Here is a 19156-nt window from a genome sequence, read left to right as displayed (position 1 = left end):
CTCTCCTCAGGGGTTCTCTGCTGTTGCGATATGGGGCGCGCTTTCCACGAGACCTGCGCCTGCCACCCATCCGGCGCCACCGTCGAGGTTCGCCGGCGCACAGAGCAAATCTGCCCAGGCGCGCGGCCTGGCGACCGAATCGAGGCTCTGCCTGGAAGGCGAGACGGGCAATTCCGCCGCATCGGTGAACTGGGGACTGGCTGAGAGCCAAAGCGAGGACGGGATCAACCGCCCCGGGCATCGGTCAGCCCTGCGGTAAAACCACTTCGTCTTCCCGATCACCAGATCCGACTTTGCAAGGACCCAGGCGAGCAGGGCGTCGTTGCGCGCATCGATATAGACGACGCCTGGTATGGTCAGGGGAAAGTAGGGAACGATCCGGTCCATCACCCGGTCCACGGCGGTTGTGGCGACGCCGTTGAGGGCGAGCGCGACGACGCCGGTCCAACTCGTGTGGTAGGCGTGCCAGAGCAGCTGTTCGGACGGCTCGTCCGTGGCGTCGGGGACGACCTCCACAACCGAACGGATGTTCGCAAGGCGGATGTAGTCGGGCACCCGGAAGGTCTCGGAGACGTCGCTTCGATCGCTTGGCGCATACCCGCGCAAGGGGCGCTTCCTCGAATTGAGAAGCCCGCCGGGACTGATTGCCGGTGTGCCGTGGCGCGAGGTGTTGCTCTCGATCGGGCGCACGCGATCGGCTCCGTGTCCTCCGCGCGGGCTATCCGCGCGCAAAAGCGTGAATTCCCCGCGCCCTCCACACGAACTGCAGCCTACGCGGTCAGTAGCTCAGTGTGCAGAATCGACGGACTGGTTCCATTTGTCAGGTCAGGAAAACGACCGCGCGTTGTAGGGGATCGGGCGATTCCCGCACGATCGGCAGCCTTGGGGCGGCATGACTAACGTCGATGCAGAACGCCTGCGCGGCCATGGGTTTCCGGCGCTGGGACGGCAAGGGTTGCGAGCGGGGCATTCTTGTCCGGGAAAGGCAGCCCGGTGATGTGATTTGACCTTGCGGGCTCCCACGAGGAAAAACCTGACTCGCGGCGGACTGCACGGCGGCATTCATTCATTGTCACACCATCCCTGGGGCGGGATCACCCGATGGCAGGTGGAACGTCGAGGGCGTAGGATCTTGTTCGCCCGAGCGGAAAAGCTTGCCTTGAGGCGTCATTCGGGGGAACTGGCGAACCCGGTTCGAAAATCAATTGGAATTTGCTCTTTAATCAAGAGAGATCATCGATGCGCACGGTATTCGTCACAGGGTCGGCAGGCTTCATAGGCTTTCACCTCTCGCAGCTCCTCTTGCGCGAAGGTTTCCGCGTCGTCGGCTACGACGCCATGACGGACTACTATGACCCGGCGCTGAAGCGGCGGCGCCACGCGATGCTCCACCAGCATCCCCACTTTTCGGCTCATGAGGATCTACTGGAGGACATGGACCGGCTCCGCGCCGCCTGTGCACAGGCAAAGCCGGATGTCATCGTGCATCTCGCCGCCCAGGCGGGGGTCCGCTACAGCCTGGAAAACCCGCGCGCCTATGTCGACGCGAATCTCGTCGGCGCTTTCAACGTACTCGAATGCGCGCGCGAGATCGGCGTCGGCCATCTCCTGATGGCCTCGACGTCCTCGGTCTATGGCGCCAACGACGTGATGCCGTTCAGCGAACGGCAGAAGGCCGACACCCAGCTGACGCTCTACGCAGCCACCAAGAAGGCCAATGAGAGCATGGCCCATTCCTACGCCCATCTGTGGAACATCCCGACGACCATGTTCCGGTTCTTCACGGTTTACGGACCCTGGGGACGGCCCGACATGGCGCTGTTCAAGTTCGTCGCCGCGGGGTTCGAGGGGCGGCCGATCGACGTATACAATCACGGCATGATGGCGCGGGACTTCACCTATGTGACCGATCTCGTGCGCGGCATCCGGCTGCTGATCGACGTGCCGCCGCCGGCGGTCCAGGGGCGGGGCGAGCCGGTCGAGGGTGACAGCCTGAGCGCCGCGGCGCCATACCGGGTCGTCAATATCGGCAACTCCGAGAGCGTTCCCCTGATGGAGTTCGTAGAAGCGATCGAGGAGGAGATCGGTCGTCCCATCGAGCGGAACTACATGGAGATGCAGAAAGGCGATGTGCCGGCGACGTGGGCCGATGCCGGGCTGCTGCAGCGACTGACCGGCTACCGCCCGGACACGCCGGTCAGCGAGGGAATACGCGAATTCGTGCGCTGGTATCGCGACTATTATGATGTGAGGCCGGCTGCCGCCGAATAGCTGCGGTCACAAGCTCCACCGCACGAGGTCGTCTGACCTGCGACCATCCGCCAGCGTGCCCTTCAGGTCGATCAGCACGCCTCCGGAGCGGACCATGTCGCCGACGCCTGCATCGGCGGCGAGATAGGACGCGTGGGGCACGGCGAGGATCAGCGCGTCGAGATTGCGGAAGCGAGGCAGTTCGTCGAGAGACAGGCCGTATTCGTGCTTCGCGGTCAGGGCGCAGCAATGCGGATCGTGGACCAGCGGATCGATGCCGAAGCTCTTCAGCTCGTCGATGATGTCCGGGACTCTGGAGTTGCGCAGGTCGGGCACGTTCTCCTTGAAGGTGATGCCCAGCACCCCGACCCTGGCGCTGCTCGGCGCGATGCCGGCCGAAACCATCAGCTTGATCGCCTTCTGGGCGACGAACCTGCCCATGCCGTCGTTGATGCGGCGTCCGGCGAGGATCACCTGCGGCTGATATCCAACTTCCTCGGCCTTGGCGGTCAGGTAGTAAGGGTCGACGCCGATGCAATGGCCGCCGACCAGGCCGGGCGAGAAGCGCAGAAAGTTCCACTTCGTACCGGCCGCCGCGAGCACTTCCTTGGTCGGTATGTCGAGCCGCTCGAAGATCATCGAGAGTTCGTTCATCAGGGCGATGTTGATGTCACGCTGCGTGTTCTCAATGACCTTGGCCGCCTCGGCGACGCGGATCGAGCTCGCGCGGTGAATGCCGGCCTTGACGATGGCGCCGTAGGCGTCCGCCACCCGCTCCAGCGTCGCCGCGTCCTGGCCGGAGACCACCTTGACGATGGTCTCTAGCCGATGCTCGCGATCGCCCGGATTGATGCGTTCGGGAGAGTAGCCGAGGAAGAAGTCGTGCCCTGATTTGAGCCCCGACGCCCGCTCGAGCGCCGGCCCGCAGACTTCCTCCGTGGCGCCCGGGAAGACGGTGCTTTCGACGACCACGATCGCGCCCTGGCGCAGGTGTGGACCGACAGCGGCGCAGGCCGACAGGAGCGGACGGAAGTCCGGTCGTCGGGCGCCGTCGACGGGCGTCGGAACCGTCAGGATGTACATGGTTGCCCCGGCGAGGCTTTCGGCCTGGCTCGACAGGCGGAGGCGCGTCGAGCCCAGCTCCGACGCCGAGAGTTCTCCGGTCTCGTCGCGGCCCTCGTTGAGGGCGCGAACACGAGCCTCCGCGATGTCGTAGCCGACCGTGTGTTCTGCCACTCTTGCGAAGGCGACGGCCACCGGAAGGCCGACATAGCCGAGACCCACGACGGCGATGCGCTCGCGTACCGGAAAGTCACTCATGCTGTGCGCGCCCGGCCGCTTGCGGAGAGGGCCTCCAGTTCCGCCATGGTCTGATCGAGGCGCATGCCCGCGAAGAGGACGCGGTTGATGACGCGCACGTCGTAGTTCTCCTCCACCCGACGCCGTCCAGCGGCGCCCATGTCGCTTATCAGGGAGGGATCGATCACGAACGTCTCCATTGCAGCAGCCAGCGCCTCGCTGTTCCTGACGGGCGCAACGAAACCGGTCAAGCCGTGGGCGACGGGCTCGGCGCAGCCCGGGCCATCGCTGGTCACGACCGCACGGCCTGTCGCCATCGCTTCGAGAATGGTGCGCGACATGCCCTCGCGGTAGGAAGGGAGCACGAAGACCGAGCAAGCCGCAAGATAGGGACGCACATCCTTCGTCTGGCCGAGATATTCGATGGCCCCGTCTCGGACCCAGGCGTCCACCTCCGCGCGCGAGATGGCGGCAGGGTTGGGATCGAAGGGACCCAGCAGCTGGAAGCGCGCCTGTGGATGCCGGGCGCGCAGCAACTTTGCCGCCGCCACGTATTCCGCCACGCCCTTGTCCCTCAGCAGCCGAGCGACCATCAGGAAGACGGGTGGTCCGGCCGGTGGCGGGCTGGCCGCGAAATGAGTGGTGTCCACGCCTGATCCGGGCACGCGGGAGACCAGCTCGTCGGCCACGATGCCGTGTGCGTGGAGCTCGGCAGCATCGGCCTCGTTGTAGACGAAAACGCGTTCCACGCCGCGTAGCGCCGTCCGATAGAGGCGCACGCTCAGCCAGCGCAGCGCTGCCGCCCGCAGACTGCGCGTGCGATCGATGAACACGTAGCCAAGGCCCGTCACCAGGGCGAAACGGTGGGGCGTGCCGGTGAGCCTCGCGGCGATGCCGCCGTAGATGATCGGCTTCATGGTGTAGGGCAGGACGATGTCTGGTCGGAAGGCGCGGAAGCCGCGCACGAGCGCCAGCAGCGTGGCGAGGTCCTCCGTCGGGCGAGCCGACGTGCGCGACATCGGAATGCGGGTAAAGCCGACGCCGAGGGCCCGCAGCCTTTCGATGGTTTCGCGGTCGTCCTCGGGGGCGAAGGCGTGGACCTCGCAGCCACGCTGCACCAGCCCGCGCAGGAGCTCGAGCCGGAAATTTACCAGAGAAGAGGTGAGGCTTGCGATGACGGCGATCCTGGGACGCCGTTCGGAAGAGGAGGCGGGGAATTGCGCCGGAGCGGTGACCGCGTCGATCTGTGCAGGGCTCATCTGGCGCTCGCGCTCTCCAGACGCTGTGCGGAGGCGCCCGTCGCGGAGATGGCCACGGCCGCCGCCTCGGCCATGTTGAGGGACGGCCAGCCATGAAGCTCGCGGAGGCGGGCTGCTTCCTTGGCGATCGTGGCCATCATGCCGAGGTTGCGCTCCTGGTCGACACCGAAATTCTCGGGATGGAACCACAGGTGGAAAAGCCCTCCACGCTGCGCTGCCCGCCTCATGGCGGCCAGGATCCTCTGGATCTTGAAGCGTTCACCAGCAGCCATCCGCCGGGAGAATGGCCGAAGGAAAAGACTTGCCGGCACGTCCACCATGCCGGCGTGCGTCTCGACGGATGGCTCGGCGCGAGGACCCATTTCGACATAGCTGTCGGCCAACCGGATGACGCGCCGGAGCCGACTGTCGCGACTGCGCGGCACCCCCAGCCCGCCGGCGGGGCGGCCCGCGCCACGGTAGATGGTCACCCCGGCGTCCCTGCAGACGCCGAGCGCTTCGTTGCTGACCTGGTTGCGCGGGAACACGATCGAGCGAATCCTGTGGCCTGCAGCCGACCCGAGCTTCAGCGCTGCGTCTAGGTCGGCCCTGAAAGCCTCCGCCGTCTGCCCGTCCTCGAGGCAATAGTAGTGGCTGAGCGTGTGCGTCCCGATCTCCTGACGCGGCCGTTCGGCGATGCGGCTGATGAGACTGGGAGCAAAATGGTAGGGATCGCGGCGCTCGTCGGCGCCCACCTGGTCCAGATAGGCGTAGTTCGACAGCTTTCGGTCGACATAGGCCGGCCTGATCTGCGGCAGCGACGACAGAAGCTCGTCGCGATCGTGACAGAACAGGAAGCCGACGGTTGCCCAGGTGCATCCAATGCCATGCTGTTCGAACAGGTCCAGCAGGCGCGGGATCACCTGGCGTGCGCCAAGCACGTGTTCACCATGCTGATCGATCGTGCGCGTGCCGTTGACGCCCCACATCAGCTCGAAGTCGAGCGAGAGGACGAAACCACCGCTATTGCGCGCATCCCCCTCGCGCATGACAACACCCCACGCGAAATTCAAAGTGGACGAGATTCCCTTTAGGCCTCCGCGGCTTGGAGGTCAGGCCGCGATGTATCGGTGAAGAAGAATTCTCTTGCTAAGGCACGCTACGTGCAGGGCGGCAACCGCAAAAGAAGGGGATTTCCTGACGGCCTCGGCAGACGGCCGCCTGTATCATCAGCTTTGAAGGGTTCCACACGCCAACTGACGAACAGCCGCCAATGCCCCAGAACACAGCCCCCGCAGATCGTGAAGACGTCATCGTGATCGGGGCGGGGCCGTCGGGGTTGGCCGCGTCGCTCGCCTTGTGCCGCGGCGGCGTCCGGCCCCTCATCCTCGAACGGGACGACGGCGTCGGGGGGCTGATGCGATCGCTGAGATGGCGAGACTTCATCGTCGATCTGGGCCGCAAGGAACTTTACACACGCTTTCCGGAAGTCGACACCCTGTGGAGCCAGGCGCTCGGGGAGGAGTATGGGCCCTATCCCCACCGCGTCGGCAGCCTGTATCAGGGCCGTATCGTGGAGTTGTCCAGCCGATATCGCGGGATGCTGCGCGGCATCCCGCCCTCGTGGCTGCTTGCCGGCGGCTGGGCGATGCTGCGCGGCTGGCTCGGTGCGAGGGCGGGATCGCCGTCATCCTACGAGGCCTACTGGCATGGCCGCGTCGGCAGCGTCTTCGCCCGCGTGCTGGCTCAGGGATACTGGGAAAAGTTCCGGGGGCGGCGCTGGTCGGAGATGGCTGCGCCGGAGCCGGAGGCCGCGTCCGGGCCATCCGCCTCGGGCGGCATGGTCCGCCAGGCCCTCAGTCTTGCCCGCCGCGGCGGTGTCCAGACCCAGTCGGCGTGGCGGCATCCGATGCGGGGCACCGGCCAACTGTTCGAGACCTTTCACCGCCAGATCGAGACCGAAGGCGGGAGGGTGAGGTTTCATGCGGAAGTCGTGGCCATTCGCCCGCGTCCCGGGGAAGGATTCGAGATCGAGTTTGCGGAAGGTGGAAAATCGCACCTGCGCACGGCCCGCAAGGTGATTTCCAGTCTGCCGATCGAGCGACTCGTCGAATTGCTCGGATGGCCGGTCGACGGCCGGTCCGACTCGCGCGAGTTCCAGCGCAGCGTTATCCTCGTCTACCTCTTCCTCGACGAGCCCCCGCGGTTTCCCCACGCCTGGCTGGAGGTCAATGATCCCGACATGCCGGTCGGGCGCGTGACCAACTATGCGGCGTTCGGCGGCGGCATGGTGCCCGCGGGCCATACTGCGCTCTGCGTCGAGTTCTTCTGCCAGTCCGACGACGCAATCATGGCGCGCGGCGAGGACGAGGTAGCCGAGCTTGCGATCGAGCAGCTGGCGTCGTGCAGCCTGATTGATCGAGCGCGGCTGATCGGAACCGAGGTCCGGCGCCTGCCGCGCACCAATGCCGCCGCAAGCTGGCGCGAGCAGCAGACCGAGCGCCGCCAGTCGCTGCTGCACGGCCTCACCCGCTATCCCGATCTATACCATGTCAACCGGCCTGGTTCGGATTGGGCGAGCCTTGCCGGGCTGCTCGCCGCGCAGGCCATACTGACGGGGGATCGTAAGGTCTTCGACGTGCGCGGGGACCCGACGATCCGGCACACCGATGCGCCGATCAGGCCGGACGTCGCCGCGGCCGCCCGGCCCGTTGGCGCCATCGCCCCGTCTGCCGGTTAAGCGGGGAGGGCATCCGTCCGGCCATGCGTGTCCTGCATCTCATCACCAACATGCTTGCAAGCGGCGGGGCCGAGGTCATGCTGCTGCGGCTGGCGCGCGCCTCGGCGGAGGACCGCCCCATCATCGTTTCGCTGATGGACGTGTCCGACCGCCACCAGGCGCTGGTCGCCGAGTACGGGCTGGACGTCCGCTCGCTCAACGCACGTTCGACGGCAGGTCTTCTGGGCGCTGGAATGAAGCTTGGGCGCATCATCCGGGATGAGAGTCCGGACGCCGTCATGTGCTGGCTGTACCATGCCATGATCGTCGGCCAGCTGGGAGCGTGGCACTCCCGCCTCGATGTGCCTGTCTATTGGAACGTGAGGCAGTCGCTCGACGATATCGGTTCGCTGAGCGCCAGCACGAGGATGGCGCTGCGGCTGACCCGGCTGCTGTCGTCCCGACCGGCCGGCATCGTGTTCAATTCCCGCCGTGCGCTCGACCTGCACCGCAGCTACGGCTACCGCAATCAGAACTGCATCGTCATCCCCAACGGGTTCGACCCGGTTCCGCACGCCCCGGTCGGCCACGTCACCCCGACCGTCTTCGGCATTGCGGGGCGGCTGCATCGGCAGAAGGACTACGGCACGTTCTTTGCGGCGGCGGCGCAGGTGCATCGGGCACATCCCGATGCCCGCTTCATCGCGGCAGGCGCGGGGCTCACACCCGACAGCGACGCCGTCCGCCACATGCTCGACGCGGCAGGCCTTCCGGCCGATGCGGTGGAGCTTCGCGGCAACGTGTCCGACATGGTGGGCTTTTATCGCGACATCGACTGTCTGGTCTTGTCGTCGCGTACCGAGGGGTTTCCGAACGTGGTCGCCGAGGCGATGAGCCTGGGCAAGCCGGTCATATCGACGGATGTCGGCGATGCGGCCGCAATCGTGGAGGACACGGGCTTCATTGTGCCCGCGAGCGATCCTCCAGCCCTGGCTGAAGCCATGAAGCGGATGGTCAGCATAGATCCCAGCCGGTACGCGGCAATGTCGCGGGCGGCAAGGCAGCGCATCGAGAGCACCTATTCGCTGCAGCATGTGGCGGCGCGCTACAGGGCATTTCTTTGCGAAACGGCGCGGGACCGCTGCGGCATGGCGGCAGGTGCGGCACAAAACCCGGCGGCATAGACCGGTTCTGGTCTCTAGGGATTGAGCCGCGCGGCGCGGAGACGACAAGGAGGCGACCGCCGTTCGCGGTTTTGCCTGACCTGACAGGCTTGCCGGGTCTGCATGATTGTGCCTGCGCTTCGCCGATCAGCGCAGTGTTGCCTGGTCGGTCGGGCCGGCATCGGTGGGGCGTCCGGCGTGGAGAGCGAAATGACAGCTTTTGCCAGCAAGAGTGAGAACGGTCTGAAGGACGTCTCCACGCATTTCGCGTTCGGAGAGAACTGGAAAAGATACTCGGCCCTCATTGACGAGAACCGGATACGAGATGCAGCGAACGAATTGAAGCGGCTGCTGGGTGTCGATGCGCTGCAGGGCCGGTCCTTCCTCGACATCGGATGCGGAAGCGGCTTGCACAGCCTTGCTGCCTTGCGCCTCGGCGCCGGGAGGGTCGTGGGCATCGACATCGACCCGGAGTCTGTGGCGACCACGCGGAGTGTGATCGAACGCTTTGCACCGGGCGCCGACTTCCGGGCGCTTGAAGCATCGGTGTTCGGGCTGCACGACGCGGCGCTTGGACGCTTCGACTACGTGTATTCGTGGGGCGTGCTCCACCACACGGGCGCAATGTGGGATGCGATCGAATGCGCGGCCGACGCCGTGAATGAAAACGGCCGCCTGGCCCTGGCCCTTTATCGAAAGACGCCGCTGTGTGGCGTCTGGCGTGTCGAGAAACGGCTCTACAAATCTTCACCGGCGGTGGTTCAGGCCACTCTGCGCGGCGCCTATTCCGCGGCCGTCTCTGCCGTGCGCTACGTTCTCAACGGCGGCGCCGGCAAGCAGCGTCGCGGGATGGAGCATGCGACCGACCTGCATGACTGGATGGGCGGATACCCTTATGAATCCGTAGCTTCCAAAGAACTGGTCGAGTTTTTGCGCAAGCGCGGCTTCACGCTGCAAAAGGCTTTCCTGCGTCCACGAAAGACATTCGTCGATCGGCTGGTCATCGGTTGCGACGAATGGGTGTTCGCGAGGCGCTGACCACATGTCGTGTTGCGGCGGCTGATCGTCGATGTGTCCGTTGGAATTGCCTGACGTGACAGCGCCCCGCGACGTGCTTCTATCGGACACGTGCTCTCATCCGGAAGAAAAGTGCGGTGACCTGCGGATCCAGAAATGTACTTTTTCCATTCAGAGGCGAGGAGTTCGGGGGCAGTCACATCTCGTCGATCGGGCTGATCAAGGCTCTCGATCGCAAGCTGTGGCGCCCGATTGTCGTCCTGCTCGATGGCGGGGGAGAACTGGCGGCGCTGCTCACCGCGCACGGGATAGATTTTGTGGCCGGTCCAAGCACGAACCTTCCAGGCCGGCTGCGCATCGGTTCCAGAACAGGGTTCGGTCAATTGGCAATGCCCTTCCTGGGCTGCATCGGGCCGTTCACCAGATTTCTCCGCGAGAACCAGATAGCAATCGTGCACACCAATGACGGCGAGATGCACGCAGCCTGGTCACTGCCGGCGCGCCTGGCGGGGGTGCGCCATGTGTGGCATCATCGAGCGGATCCTGAAACGCGCGGCGTGAACCTGCTGGCGCCCATTCTGGCCAGCCACATCGTCAGCGTTTCGGGCTTTGCCAGCCCCGCCTCGCCGATCCTGCCGATTTCGCACAAGCTGTCGGTCATCCACAGTCCGTTCGACCATCCGATGCAGACGCCCGACCGAAGCGAAGCGCGCAGGGCGGTGCTGAGCCACCTTGGGCTTCGTGAGGACACGCGAATCCTCAGCTATTTCGGCACGCTGATCGCGCGCAAGCGCCCACGTGTGTTCATCGACGTCGTTCGCAGGTTCACCGAGCGCTATCCCGACGTTCCAGTCGCCGGCCTCGTGTTCGGCGTTCCCGTGGAGGACGTCGGAGCGGACAGAACGGCGGAAGCCTATGCGCGCGACCTGGGCATTGGCGACAAGATCCATTTCATGGGCTTCCGGTCGCCGGTCGAAACCTGGATGTGCGGGACCGACGTCCTGCTGGTGCCGGCCGTGCGCGAACCCTTTGGCCGCACGCTGATAGAGGCGATGCTGCTCGGAACCCCGGTCGTCGCGACCAATTCTGGCGGCAATCCGGAGGCGATCGAGAACGAGGTAACCGGCTTCCTCGTGCCTCCGGACGATCCGGATGCCTTCCTGGAGCCCGTGCATCGAATACTGACGGACCGCAGCCTCAGGAACCGGATCGCCGAAGCCGCCGGCGCCGCCGCCCGCTCGGCATACAGCACCTCGACGCACGTACAGAAGATATCCGATCTGTATGCCTCGCTCCTTCGCCACAAGACGGCGTTCAAGGGGAGCTTCGAAATTCCCCGGGAGAGGCGATCCTCCCCATGATGTTGCATGATCCGAGTAACGCGTTTCGACGCCAACGGCGGCGTGGCTGGAGGCTGTCATGTGCGGCATTTGCGGCTTTGTGAGTTATCGACCGAGCTACAACGGCCGGGCGGAAGCGACCCTGCGCGACATGACCGCAGCCCTGGCGCATCGCGGGCCTGACGCCGGCGGAACATGGCTCGACCCGGAATGCCAGGTCGGTCTCGGTCATCGACGGCTTTCGATCGTCGATCTTTCGGAGCTGGGCGCGCAGCCCATGCACTCGGCAAGCGGCCGCTATACCATCGTGTTCAACGGCGAGATCTACGGCTTCCTGCAACTTCGCGACGAACTGGCGTCGCAGGGGGTGGCGTTCCGCGGACGCTCCGATACCGAGGTCCTGCTGGCGGCCGTCGAGATGTACGGTCTTGAGGAAACCCTCAGGCGCTGCAACGGGATGTTCGCCTTCGCCCTCTTCGACAGGCTGCAGCGGACAGTTACCTTTGCGCGTGACCGACTTGGCAAGAAGCCTCTCTACGTGGCGCTTTCCGGGGCCTCGCTTTGCTTCTCCTCGGAGCTCAAGGGAATCCGCAAACACCCCGATTTCGCCAATCCATCGCTCGATATGGGCGCGGTGACGCTCTATGCGAGATACAAATATGTCCCGGCGCCCTACGCGATATATGACGGGGTGTTGAAGATGCCGCCGGGCTCGTTCCTCAGCGTCTCGACCGTTCAACGTCCGGTGTCGATCGATGATCTGCGGGCGTTGATCGTCCGCTACTGGGACGTGCAGGAGATCGCAGAACGATCCATCGCGGATCGGGGGCAGCATGAGATCGAGGCGATGCGCTCCCTGGAGAGCACCCTGCGCACAAGCGTTAGCGAGCGGATGGTGTCCGATGTCAGTGTCGGCGCGTTTCTGTCGGGCGGTGTGGACTCGTCACTCGTCACCGCGGTGATGCAGGAAATGTCGCCGACGCCGATCCGGACATTCACCGTTCGGTTCCACGAAAAGGCGTACAACGAAGCGGATGTCGCGGCTGAGGTCGCACGCTGTCTGCGCACCGACCATACCGAGATCACTGCTTCGCCGCGGATGGCGCTCGATGTCATAGGCGATCTTGCCGAAGTGTATGACGAGCCGTTCGCCGATCCGTCCCAGATTCCGACGCTTGTGGTATCGCGGCTCGCGCGCGAGCATGTCACCGTGGCGCTCTCGGGCGACGGGGGCGACGAGTTGTTCGGAGGGTATGCCCGTTATCAGCAGATGCTGCAGATACAGCGGCTTGCGAACCGGATTCCCCGTTTCGCGTTTCGCGCCATCGCCGTGTCACCCATCGGCCTGACCGAGAAGCTCGCGCAGGTCGGGCGTTACTTCCGGCCGGAACTGGGTGATGAACTCACCGGCGACAGGTTGAAGAAACTTGCGGATCTGGCCCTGATCCGCGATTTTGATCTCCGGTATCTGAACTTCCTCTCCGAATGGAATGACCCCTCGAGGCTGGTGATCCGAGGGTACGAGCCGGCCACCGCAATGTCGTCCAGGCAATATCCCGAGGGCGCGGACGGCGCAGACAGGATGATGTTCAAGGATACCGTCGCCTACCTGCCGGACGACATACTGGTGAAGGTGGACCGCGCATCCATGTCCGTCGGGCTCGAATTGCGGGCGCCGCTGCTGGACTACCGGCTCGTCGAAGCGGCATGGCGCTCGCCGAGGAGCCTTTGCATCTCGAACGGACAGGGCAAGGTGGCGCTGCGCAAGCTGCTTTTGCGACACCTGCCGAAGAGCATCGTGGATCGTCCGAAGCGTGGCTTCGGCGTTCCGATCAACGACTGGCTTAGGGGACCCGTGAGGTCGTTCGCGGAGGAACTGCTGTCGAACTCCCTCCTGCAGCGGACGGGTGTGTTCGACGCGGCGGCGGTACGGCAAAGGTGGAGCGAGCACTTGTCCGGCCGTCGCAACTGGGGTCCGCAGCTCTGGACGATCCTCGTGTTCAACGCCTGGCATTCGCGTTGGATGCAGCGAGTGCCGGCCTGACGGCCTGGCCTCGTCACTCCGCGGGCAACTTCTCCGCCGCAGGCCCCAGAGCGTCTGCCGGCTCCGCGAGAACCGCGCGATAGGCCTGCAGCAGCGCAACCGACCACGCGATCGCCATTACGACATGGGCGACGTTGGCGCCCATGGCGCCGATGAAGGGGATCGTCGCGATCGCGGTTGCGTGGAACAAGAGCGTAACCACCAGAACGATCTTCAAAACGGTCGGTTGTTTGCCCATGGCAAGGAGCGCGGTTCGATGCGCGCTTCCTGTCAACGTGATGGCGACGGCGATCATCTGCACGATGGCAAGCGGCGCAGCGGCGGCGAATTCAGCTCCGATCGTCAGGTTCAGGAACGGCCCAACCGCCACGATCGTGCCCACCACCATCACCGCGCCGAACAAGGCGAGCATGACGGCGGTCTGGAACACCGTGCGGCGAAACTCGTCGACGGCTCCCTGCGCCCACAGGCGGGCCGCATCGGGATAGACGACCGCCTGAACCTGCACGCCGATCTGCAGCATCAGGCGGCCAAGCCGCTTGGCGATATGATAAAAACCCGCGCCGGCTGCGTCGGTGAGCAGGCCCACCAGCAGCGTATCGAATTCGTTGGCGCTCGAACGGATGGTAAGCTCCAGGTTGCTGCCGATGGTGAAACGCAGAAGACCGTCGAAGCGCTTTCTTATGCCCGCCAGGGGAGCGCTGAGCAGGCGGCGCACGCCCTGACGCCTGGCTTCGATCAGCGCCAGGACCAGCAGCGCGATCGAGCCGACGATCTGCGAGAAGGCCCAGGCGATGACGAAGAACATGAGACCCCAGCCGGCCAGCAGGCCCGCGGCGCAGAGGACAAGCCTGACAACACCACCGATGACGGAACTGTAGGCGACGAGCCGGAAGCGGCCTGCAAGCCTGAGGATGGCCGTCGGGAGTCCGTTGATCTGAAAGAGCAGCGCCGTCGAGTAGATCAGCACCTGGTTGAGCGTGTCGCCGCGAATGCCCGCAAGATCACCAAAGAGGAGCGCCGCGCCGACCGCAGCGACATAGGAGAGGGCGGCGGCCAGGACGTCGACGACGAGGCCGAACTTCAACAGAGAGCGGTAGTCGTCGTGATGCTCCTGGCCGGTGAGTTCGGCCCCATATTTGATGAGAGGCTGCCAGGACTGGGACCCGAACAACCAGCCGACCGCCCGCGTGTAGCTGTAGGTAAGGGCGAGAATGCCGTAGTCCGTTGCGCCCAGCGCCCGCGCGGTGATGACGAAGCTCAGCATTCCGACGATCGAGCTGGCCAGGTTCCCTGTGAGGAGGTGGCCGACATTGACCAGCCGGGAGCGCAGCGCTTCTTCTGCCTGCCACGATTGCCGCAGTCGTCTGCCGAAGGATCGGACCGGAGCTACGAGAAGCACTCGATCACCTATCTTCTGTTGCGTCCGGGTACCATTGTGCGACCACCACGTCGCGCAGGATACCAGCCTTCGAGCAGCCGGTAACCTCTGGGAATTCAGGCGAAAGCATCGGAACGGGCGGCGTCGCGCCGCGCCTCGGCCGGTTGTTGCTGCGATTGCAGCCGTTGCAGGCACGGCTCGAGTTCATCCAGCGAGGAAATCGTCGCTTGCGCTTCGTAGGCCGCGTTCGGCGCTCTCGCGAGGTGCACTCGCTCGGGCCGCGCCACCTGCACGCTGAGCCATCCGCGCTGGCGGGGCGTGAGGAAGTCCTTCGTCGGATTGTCAGCGACGTAGGCCAGGGGCAGGCCGGTCGGGGCAGCCCACGCTTCCGTCACCTCGAAGGCGCGCGGGTGCGGCTTTCCGCAGCCGGGCGCGAGGGCGTCGGTATAGACGAGAAGATCGAGCTGCTCCGCGATGCCGAGTGCGTGTACCTTCCTCTGTTGGGTGCCGCATGGACCATCGGTGATCAGGCCAGAGGGGAGGGACGTCCGGCGTCGCGTCTCGAGATAGCGCGCCGCGTCCGGCGCCAAATTGATGGCCGGCGAATGCGAGCGATAGACCCCTATCAGCAGTTCCACCAGCGTCGGATCCGGATCGATGGAATGGAGGACCAGAGCTTTCTGGAAGATGCGGGACCGACGGCCCGCATCGAACAGTCGCTGGCAGCTTGCACTGAAACCGCCTACGCCTGTCTCCTGCTCGAGCCAGTCGCCGACGGCCGCGAAGCCGCTGCGCACATAGTCCCGCTCAAGATAGAGCGTGTCGTCGAGGTCGAAGATGATGGTGAGCGGACGCATCTTGGGGATCTCCGTTCAGCCTGCAAACACGGCGGCGTCGTAGCGCAGCATGAGTGCGCCGGCACGCCAGCTGTCATGCGCGGTGGAAGGCAGCCCCACCAGTTCCTCGAGGAGCCAACGCGCATATTCGGCGCCCGCGAAATGCGCCAGGGGATAGCCGCCACCGAATCGGGCGTTGATCTCGAAGACGCGCGGGCCGGCAGATTCATCGATGATGAGCTGGAAGCAGAGCACCCCGCGCGCCGCGGGCAGGGCGCGCGCCACGCCTTCCGCTAGTCTGCGAAACAGCGGGTCCCGCTCGGTGCGCCCCTTCTCGACCTCGCCGGCGCGCACCCGCAGCCGTCGATGGGTCACTGCGCTGCGGAGCGAGCCGGTGGCGTCGATGAACATGTTGACCGTGTACTCGGGCCCGACCAGAAGCTGCTGCAACATCATCGGCTCATCGGGCTCTGCCGGAAGTTCGTCGGCGCTGCGCACGATCCTGATGCCCCGGCTCGCACTACCGCTGAGCGGTTTGAGAAATGCCGGCCACGACACCTGATCGGAGGCGGCGCGAGCCGCCTCCATCGGAATGGCCCAGGGGACGGGAACGCCAGCCGCGTCCAGCGCTTCGGTGGTTCTAAGCTTGTCGCGCACGACATCGATCACCGGGACCGGACTTACATGGACCTGCGTGCCGATCGTCCTGAAGCGCTGGGCAGCGGCGGCTAGCGGACCCAGTTCGGTGTCGATCGTCGGGACGATCAGGTCCACGTCCGCATCCGCCGCGATGCGGAGCAGCGCATCGATGAAGCCGGGATCGTCGCATCGGGGGACGGCATATGCGCGATCCGCCGCCTGGCAGGCAGCGCTGAGCTCCGGCTCCAGGTCGCACGCCAGCACGCGGAGATCGATGCCAGCCGCCGACGCCGATCGGCGGAAGCAATCAATTAGCCCCACCCGCCTGCCTGCCGACGAGACCAACACGGTTGCGTGCATTGCCCTTGGTTCCAATCCACCGGATCGATCGGCTTTCGGGAGCCGGTTTCCTCTTCAGCGATGTCACGAGCTTTCGCGTCGCGCTCCGCATCACCGTTGTCGCCACCTCGGCCGCGCGCTGCATCCCGACGGAGGTCTGACAAGGATCGACGAGAAAGGCGAGGCTCGTCTCTCCGAGCGCAGCTGCATTGGGCAAGCGCGCTGGCGGTTGGAAGCCTGCCTCGACAAATGCCCTTTCCCGGTAGATTTCCGGGCAGGTTCCCGCAAAGCAGGCGACGCCGGCCGCATTGATGGCAGTCAGAATCCGTCGGCGGTCCCACCCCCGCTTGAGCCTTTCCGGCTCCACGAATGTGTAGAAGCGATACCATGCGTGACGGATGTTCGGCGGGGGCTCCGGCGTTCGTAATCCGGGAACCTGGCGGAACGCGTCGATGAGTATCTGCGCATTGGCGGCGCGTTGGTCCGACCAGCCTTGCAATCGCTGCAGCTGCCGCAAACCGATCGCGGCCTGCATCTCCGTCATGCGGTAGTTCGATCCGAACGACCCCACCAGCCAGCGGAAGCCGGTTACGGCCAGGTTCTGGGACAGCACGCCGTAATCCTTGCCGTGGTCCTTGAAGCTCCAGGCCCGGTTCCACAGGACATCGTCGTCCAGCAGGAGCAGTCCGCCTTCGCCGCCCGTGGTGATGATCTTGTCCTGGCAGAAGGAGAAAGCGGAAAGATGCCCGAAACTCCCCACAGGCCGTCCCGCATATTCCGCCCCGTGGGCCTGCGCGCAATCCTCGATCACCAGGAAGCCATGGCGATCGGCGAGCGACATGATGGCGTCCATGTCGGCCGGCCAGCCGGCATGATGAACGACGATGACGGCCCGCGTCCGCGGCGTCAGCACCGCGGCGATCGACTCGGCCGTGATCGCCTGGCTGTCCGGATCGACATCCGCAAAGACCGGGACCCCGCCTGCCATCGGAACGCAGGACGCCGATGCGACGAAGCTCCGCGGCGTTACGATGACCTCGTCTCCGGTCTTCAGCCCGATCGCGTGAAGCGCCACATCGAGGGCAACCGTGCCGTTGGAGAGGGCGATCGCATGCTTGCGCCCCAAAAGCGCGGCGTAGGCTTGTTCGAACTGGTGCACCAGGGTGCCGGTCCACGCATTGACCTTGCCCGACCGAAGCACTGCGACCACGTCGCGGATCTGTTCCTCATCGTACTGTGGCCAGTTGTATGCGAGCGGCTGCTCGAACTCTTTGGCGCCCTGGCGCAGGTTCATGATCGAGCTCCCGGGGGTTATGGGTTGACTACGCTACGCACGAGCACAAAGCCTTCCGCCGCTGCGCGATGCACAGTGGCTCCCCTCAGGGTCGCGAGCGCCCTGAGCGCCTCGACCGATCTTTCATGCGGACTTGCGCGAAGCTGCGAGGCGTACGCCTTCATCGCCTCGATCTTGCGGTCCAGCGTCTCCCTGATGTCGACATACACGTTCGGTTGGAAGGACGGCGTCAGGTAGGGCGCGTTCCAGTTGGTCTCCGAAAGTGTCTCGTAGGCGAGCACGGTCGACGGATACTCCGCCTGGTGCGGCCGCACAGCCACCAGCGCCGCCTCGAAAACCAGTTGATGGTCGATATGCACGTCTCCGGCATAGGGCAGGAGAACGGTGTCGGGTCGCACGTTGAGGATGGTTTCCCGCACGGCTGCGTTGAGCTTCTGGCGCGGCGTATCCACCAGTTGCGCGGCCGGCAGATCAAGCCAGAGCGTTCGCCTGACCCCGAGGATCGCGTGAGCTGTTTCTGCCTCGCCATGAACCCTGGCGACGTCGGCGCGCGAGAATTCCGGCTCGCGGCCGGTCGTCACGATGGCCACGTACACATCGTGTCCGGCGTTGCTGAGCCTCGCGATGACGCCGCCAGCGCCAAGCGCTTCGTCATCCGGGTGGGGGGCGATGACAAGTGTGCGCCCGAACATCTCCAGCTTCTTTTCCATGAAATACTTCGATCCCAGACTGCGAAGTGGTTGCCTTTTTCAAGTCTCGTCGGAAAAAACAAATGAAGAACAATGAGATGCTTAGAGAGTAATAACAGTGCAAATAGATGTCTTCGAGGGGAGAAGGTCCCTCTCTGCTACGTCACGCGAACATGGAGATCCGCACCGCAGCAATGGTGGTCCAACGAGTGCCGTTTGCAAAGGAGAGCGAAGCCTACGACCTGTCAGTAAAACCCCGCAGGTCCTTCGGATTTTGCGAGATCGAAACGCGAACTGCCGCACGCGCGTGTTCGTTGCAGGACAGAATCGAGAACGGGCTTCAGGGCCGCGTTGATGTCGCCTCGATACGTTAGTCTAAGTCTATAAACGACTGAAAATAAGAGAAAAATGGATCCCGCCACCGTGACTGAGGATCAATCGGTTTCCGCGCGGTCCGGCGCGAGCTCGATCGCGGATTCCGATCGAAACGATGGCATTGGGTTATCGCCAGATGCGAGTATTCCCGACAGCAACGTCGGGGTGCGGCACTTGCCTATTCTAGGTCCGTCGTCCAGAGTTCTGCATGATCAGAGCTGAGACCTGACCGACGGAATTGCTCGGGGGACCGAGCAACGGGTGGGGTTTTGACCGTTCTTTTCAGGGTCGACGGCGACAACAGATCGAAGAAGCGAGTGCGAATGGGCGCAGGTCCACTGGCCATTACTAGCATCGCAGCGCCTGCACGCGTGCCTCGTATGCGAGGCCGCATTGGCCAACCTGTTCTTGCTGTTTGGATCCGCGGCCGGTCTCCCTACACCGGAGCTCCGCTGGATCCCCGTGTGGCGCGGGATGACCACGCCTGGTCTCGCCTGCTGCTCGATGCCCCTGCGCCGTCTTCAGTTCCTTCG

At 64.7% G+C, this 19156-nt stretch carries 15 protein-coding genes; 6 read left to right on the top strand and 9 right to left on the bottom strand.

Features of this window, described 5'->3' with window-relative positions; translation table 11 throughout:
- Nucleotides 1-6: 6 nt before the first annotated feature.
- Complete coding sequence (locus tag PD284_RS16730; RefSeq protein ID WP_274629299.1) at nucleotides 7-690, bottom strand: hypothetical protein; 684 nt, start codon at nucleotides 688-690, stop codon at nucleotides 7-9.
- Nucleotides 691-1239: 549 nt separating this feature from the next.
- Between PD284_RS16730 and PD284_RS16725 the strand changes: the two genes are divergently transcribed.
- A complete protein-coding gene (locus tag PD284_RS16725) occupies nucleotides 1240-2271 on the top strand; it encodes an NAD-dependent epimerase/dehydratase family protein (RefSeq protein WP_274629298.1) in 1032 nt (343 codons plus the stop codon).
- A 6-nt stretch (nucleotides 2272-2277) separates the two neighbouring features.
- Here the strand turns inward: PD284_RS16725 and PD284_RS16720 are convergent, their stop codons facing one another.
- The 3 genes from PD284_RS16720 to PD284_RS16710 are packed head-to-tail and all read right to left on the bottom strand — an operon-like array spanning nucleotide 2278 to nucleotide 5836.
- Complete coding sequence (locus PD284_RS16720) at nucleotides 2278-3570, bottom strand: nucleotide sugar dehydrogenase (protein WP_274629297.1); 1293 nt, start codon at nucleotides 3568-3570, stop codon at nucleotides 2278-2280.
- A complete protein-coding gene (locus tag PD284_RS16715) occupies nucleotides 3567-4808 on the bottom strand; it encodes a glycosyltransferase family 4 protein (protein WP_274629296.1) in 1242 nt (413 codons plus the stop codon). Before PD284_RS16715 ends, PD284_RS16720 begins: the two co-directional genes overlap by 4 nt.
- Nucleotides 4805-5836 (bottom strand): polysaccharide deacetylase family protein, encoded by a 1032-nt coding sequence (locus PD284_RS16710; RefSeq protein WP_274629295.1) that lies wholly within the window; start codon nucleotides 5834-5836, stop codon nucleotides 4805-4807. Before PD284_RS16710 ends, PD284_RS16715 begins: the two co-directional genes overlap by 4 nt.
- Nucleotides 5837-6060: 224 nt before the next feature.
- Here PD284_RS16710 and PD284_RS16705 point away from each other — a divergent pair, with 224 nt between their 5' ends.
- The 5 genes from PD284_RS16705 (at nucleotide 6061) to asnB (ending at nucleotide 13070) form a co-directional block, all read left to right on the top strand.
- A complete protein-coding gene (locus tag PD284_RS16705) occupies nucleotides 6061-7527 on the top strand; it encodes an FAD-dependent oxidoreductase (protein ID WP_274629294.1) in 1467 nt (488 codons plus the stop codon).
- Nucleotides 7528-7550: 23 nt separating this feature from the next.
- The gene (locus PD284_RS16700) at nucleotides 7551-8690 is read left to right on the top strand and encodes a glycosyltransferase (RefSeq protein WP_274629293.1); all 1140 of its coding nucleotides are present in this window, start codon (nucleotides 7551-7553) and stop codon (nucleotides 8688-8690) included.
- A 189-nt stretch (nucleotides 8691-8879) separates the two neighbouring features.
- Nucleotides 8880-9707, top strand: a complete 828-nt coding sequence (locus PD284_RS16695) for a class I SAM-dependent methyltransferase (protein WP_274629292.1) — start codon at nucleotides 8880-8882, stop codon at nucleotides 9705-9707.
- A gap of 116 nt (nucleotides 9708-9823) precedes the next feature.
- Nucleotides 9824-11047 (top strand): glycosyltransferase family 4 protein, encoded by a 1224-nt coding sequence (locus PD284_RS16690; protein WP_274629291.1) that lies wholly within the window; start codon nucleotides 9824-9826, stop codon nucleotides 11045-11047.
- Between the two features lie 58 nt (nucleotides 11048-11105).
- On the top strand, nucleotides 11106-13070 hold the full coding sequence (gene asnB / locus PD284_RS16685; protein ID WP_274629290.1) for an asparagine synthase (glutamine-hydrolyzing): 1965 nt from the start codon (nucleotides 11106-11108) through the stop codon (nucleotides 13068-13070).
- Between the two features lie 13 nt (nucleotides 13071-13083).
- On the opposite strand, the gene PD284_RS16680 is transcribed toward asnB, so the two are convergent.
- The 5 genes from PD284_RS16680 to PD284_RS16660 all read right to left on the bottom strand — a co-directional run bounded on the left by PD284_RS16680 (nucleotide 13084) and on the right by PD284_RS16660 (nucleotide 18269).
- Nucleotides 13084-14472, bottom strand: coding sequence for a lipopolysaccharide biosynthesis protein (locus tag PD284_RS16680; RefSeq protein WP_274629289.1), 1389 nt, complete (start codon nucleotides 14470-14472; stop codon nucleotides 13084-13086).
- A 95-nt stretch (nucleotides 14473-14567) separates the two neighbouring features.
- Nucleotides 14568-15308: an HAD family hydrolase gene (locus PD284_RS16675; RefSeq protein WP_274629288.1), complete on the bottom strand. Its 741-nt coding sequence runs from the start codon at nucleotides 15306-15308 to the stop codon at nucleotides 14568-14570.
- 15 nt (nucleotides 15309-15323) lie between these two features.
- On the bottom strand, nucleotides 15324-16286 hold the full coding sequence (locus PD284_RS16670; RefSeq protein WP_338036662.1) for an ATP-grasp domain-containing protein: 963 nt from the start codon (nucleotides 16284-16286) through the stop codon (nucleotides 15324-15326).
- Entirely contained in the window at nucleotides 16234-17559 is a 1326-nt protein-coding gene (locus PD284_RS16665; protein WP_274629286.1) for a DegT/DnrJ/EryC1/StrS family aminotransferase, read from the bottom strand. Before PD284_RS16665 ends, PD284_RS16670 begins: the two co-directional genes overlap by 53 nt.
- A gap of 17 nt (nucleotides 17560-17576) precedes the next feature.
- Nucleotides 17577-18269 (bottom strand): PIG-L deacetylase family protein, encoded by a 693-nt coding sequence (locus PD284_RS16660; protein ID WP_274629285.1) that lies wholly within the window; start codon nucleotides 18267-18269, stop codon nucleotides 17577-17579.
- Between the last annotated feature and the right edge of the window lie 887 nt (nucleotides 18270-19156).

It is taken from the genome of Mesorhizobium shangrilense, from assembly GCF_028826155.1.
GTDB classification, from domain to species: domain Bacteria; phylum Pseudomonadota; class Alphaproteobacteria; order Rhizobiales; family Rhizobiaceae; genus Arvimicrobium; species Arvimicrobium flavum.
Note: the sequence above shows the minus strand (reverse complement) of the source record. Positions and strands in the feature narration are given on the sequence as shown.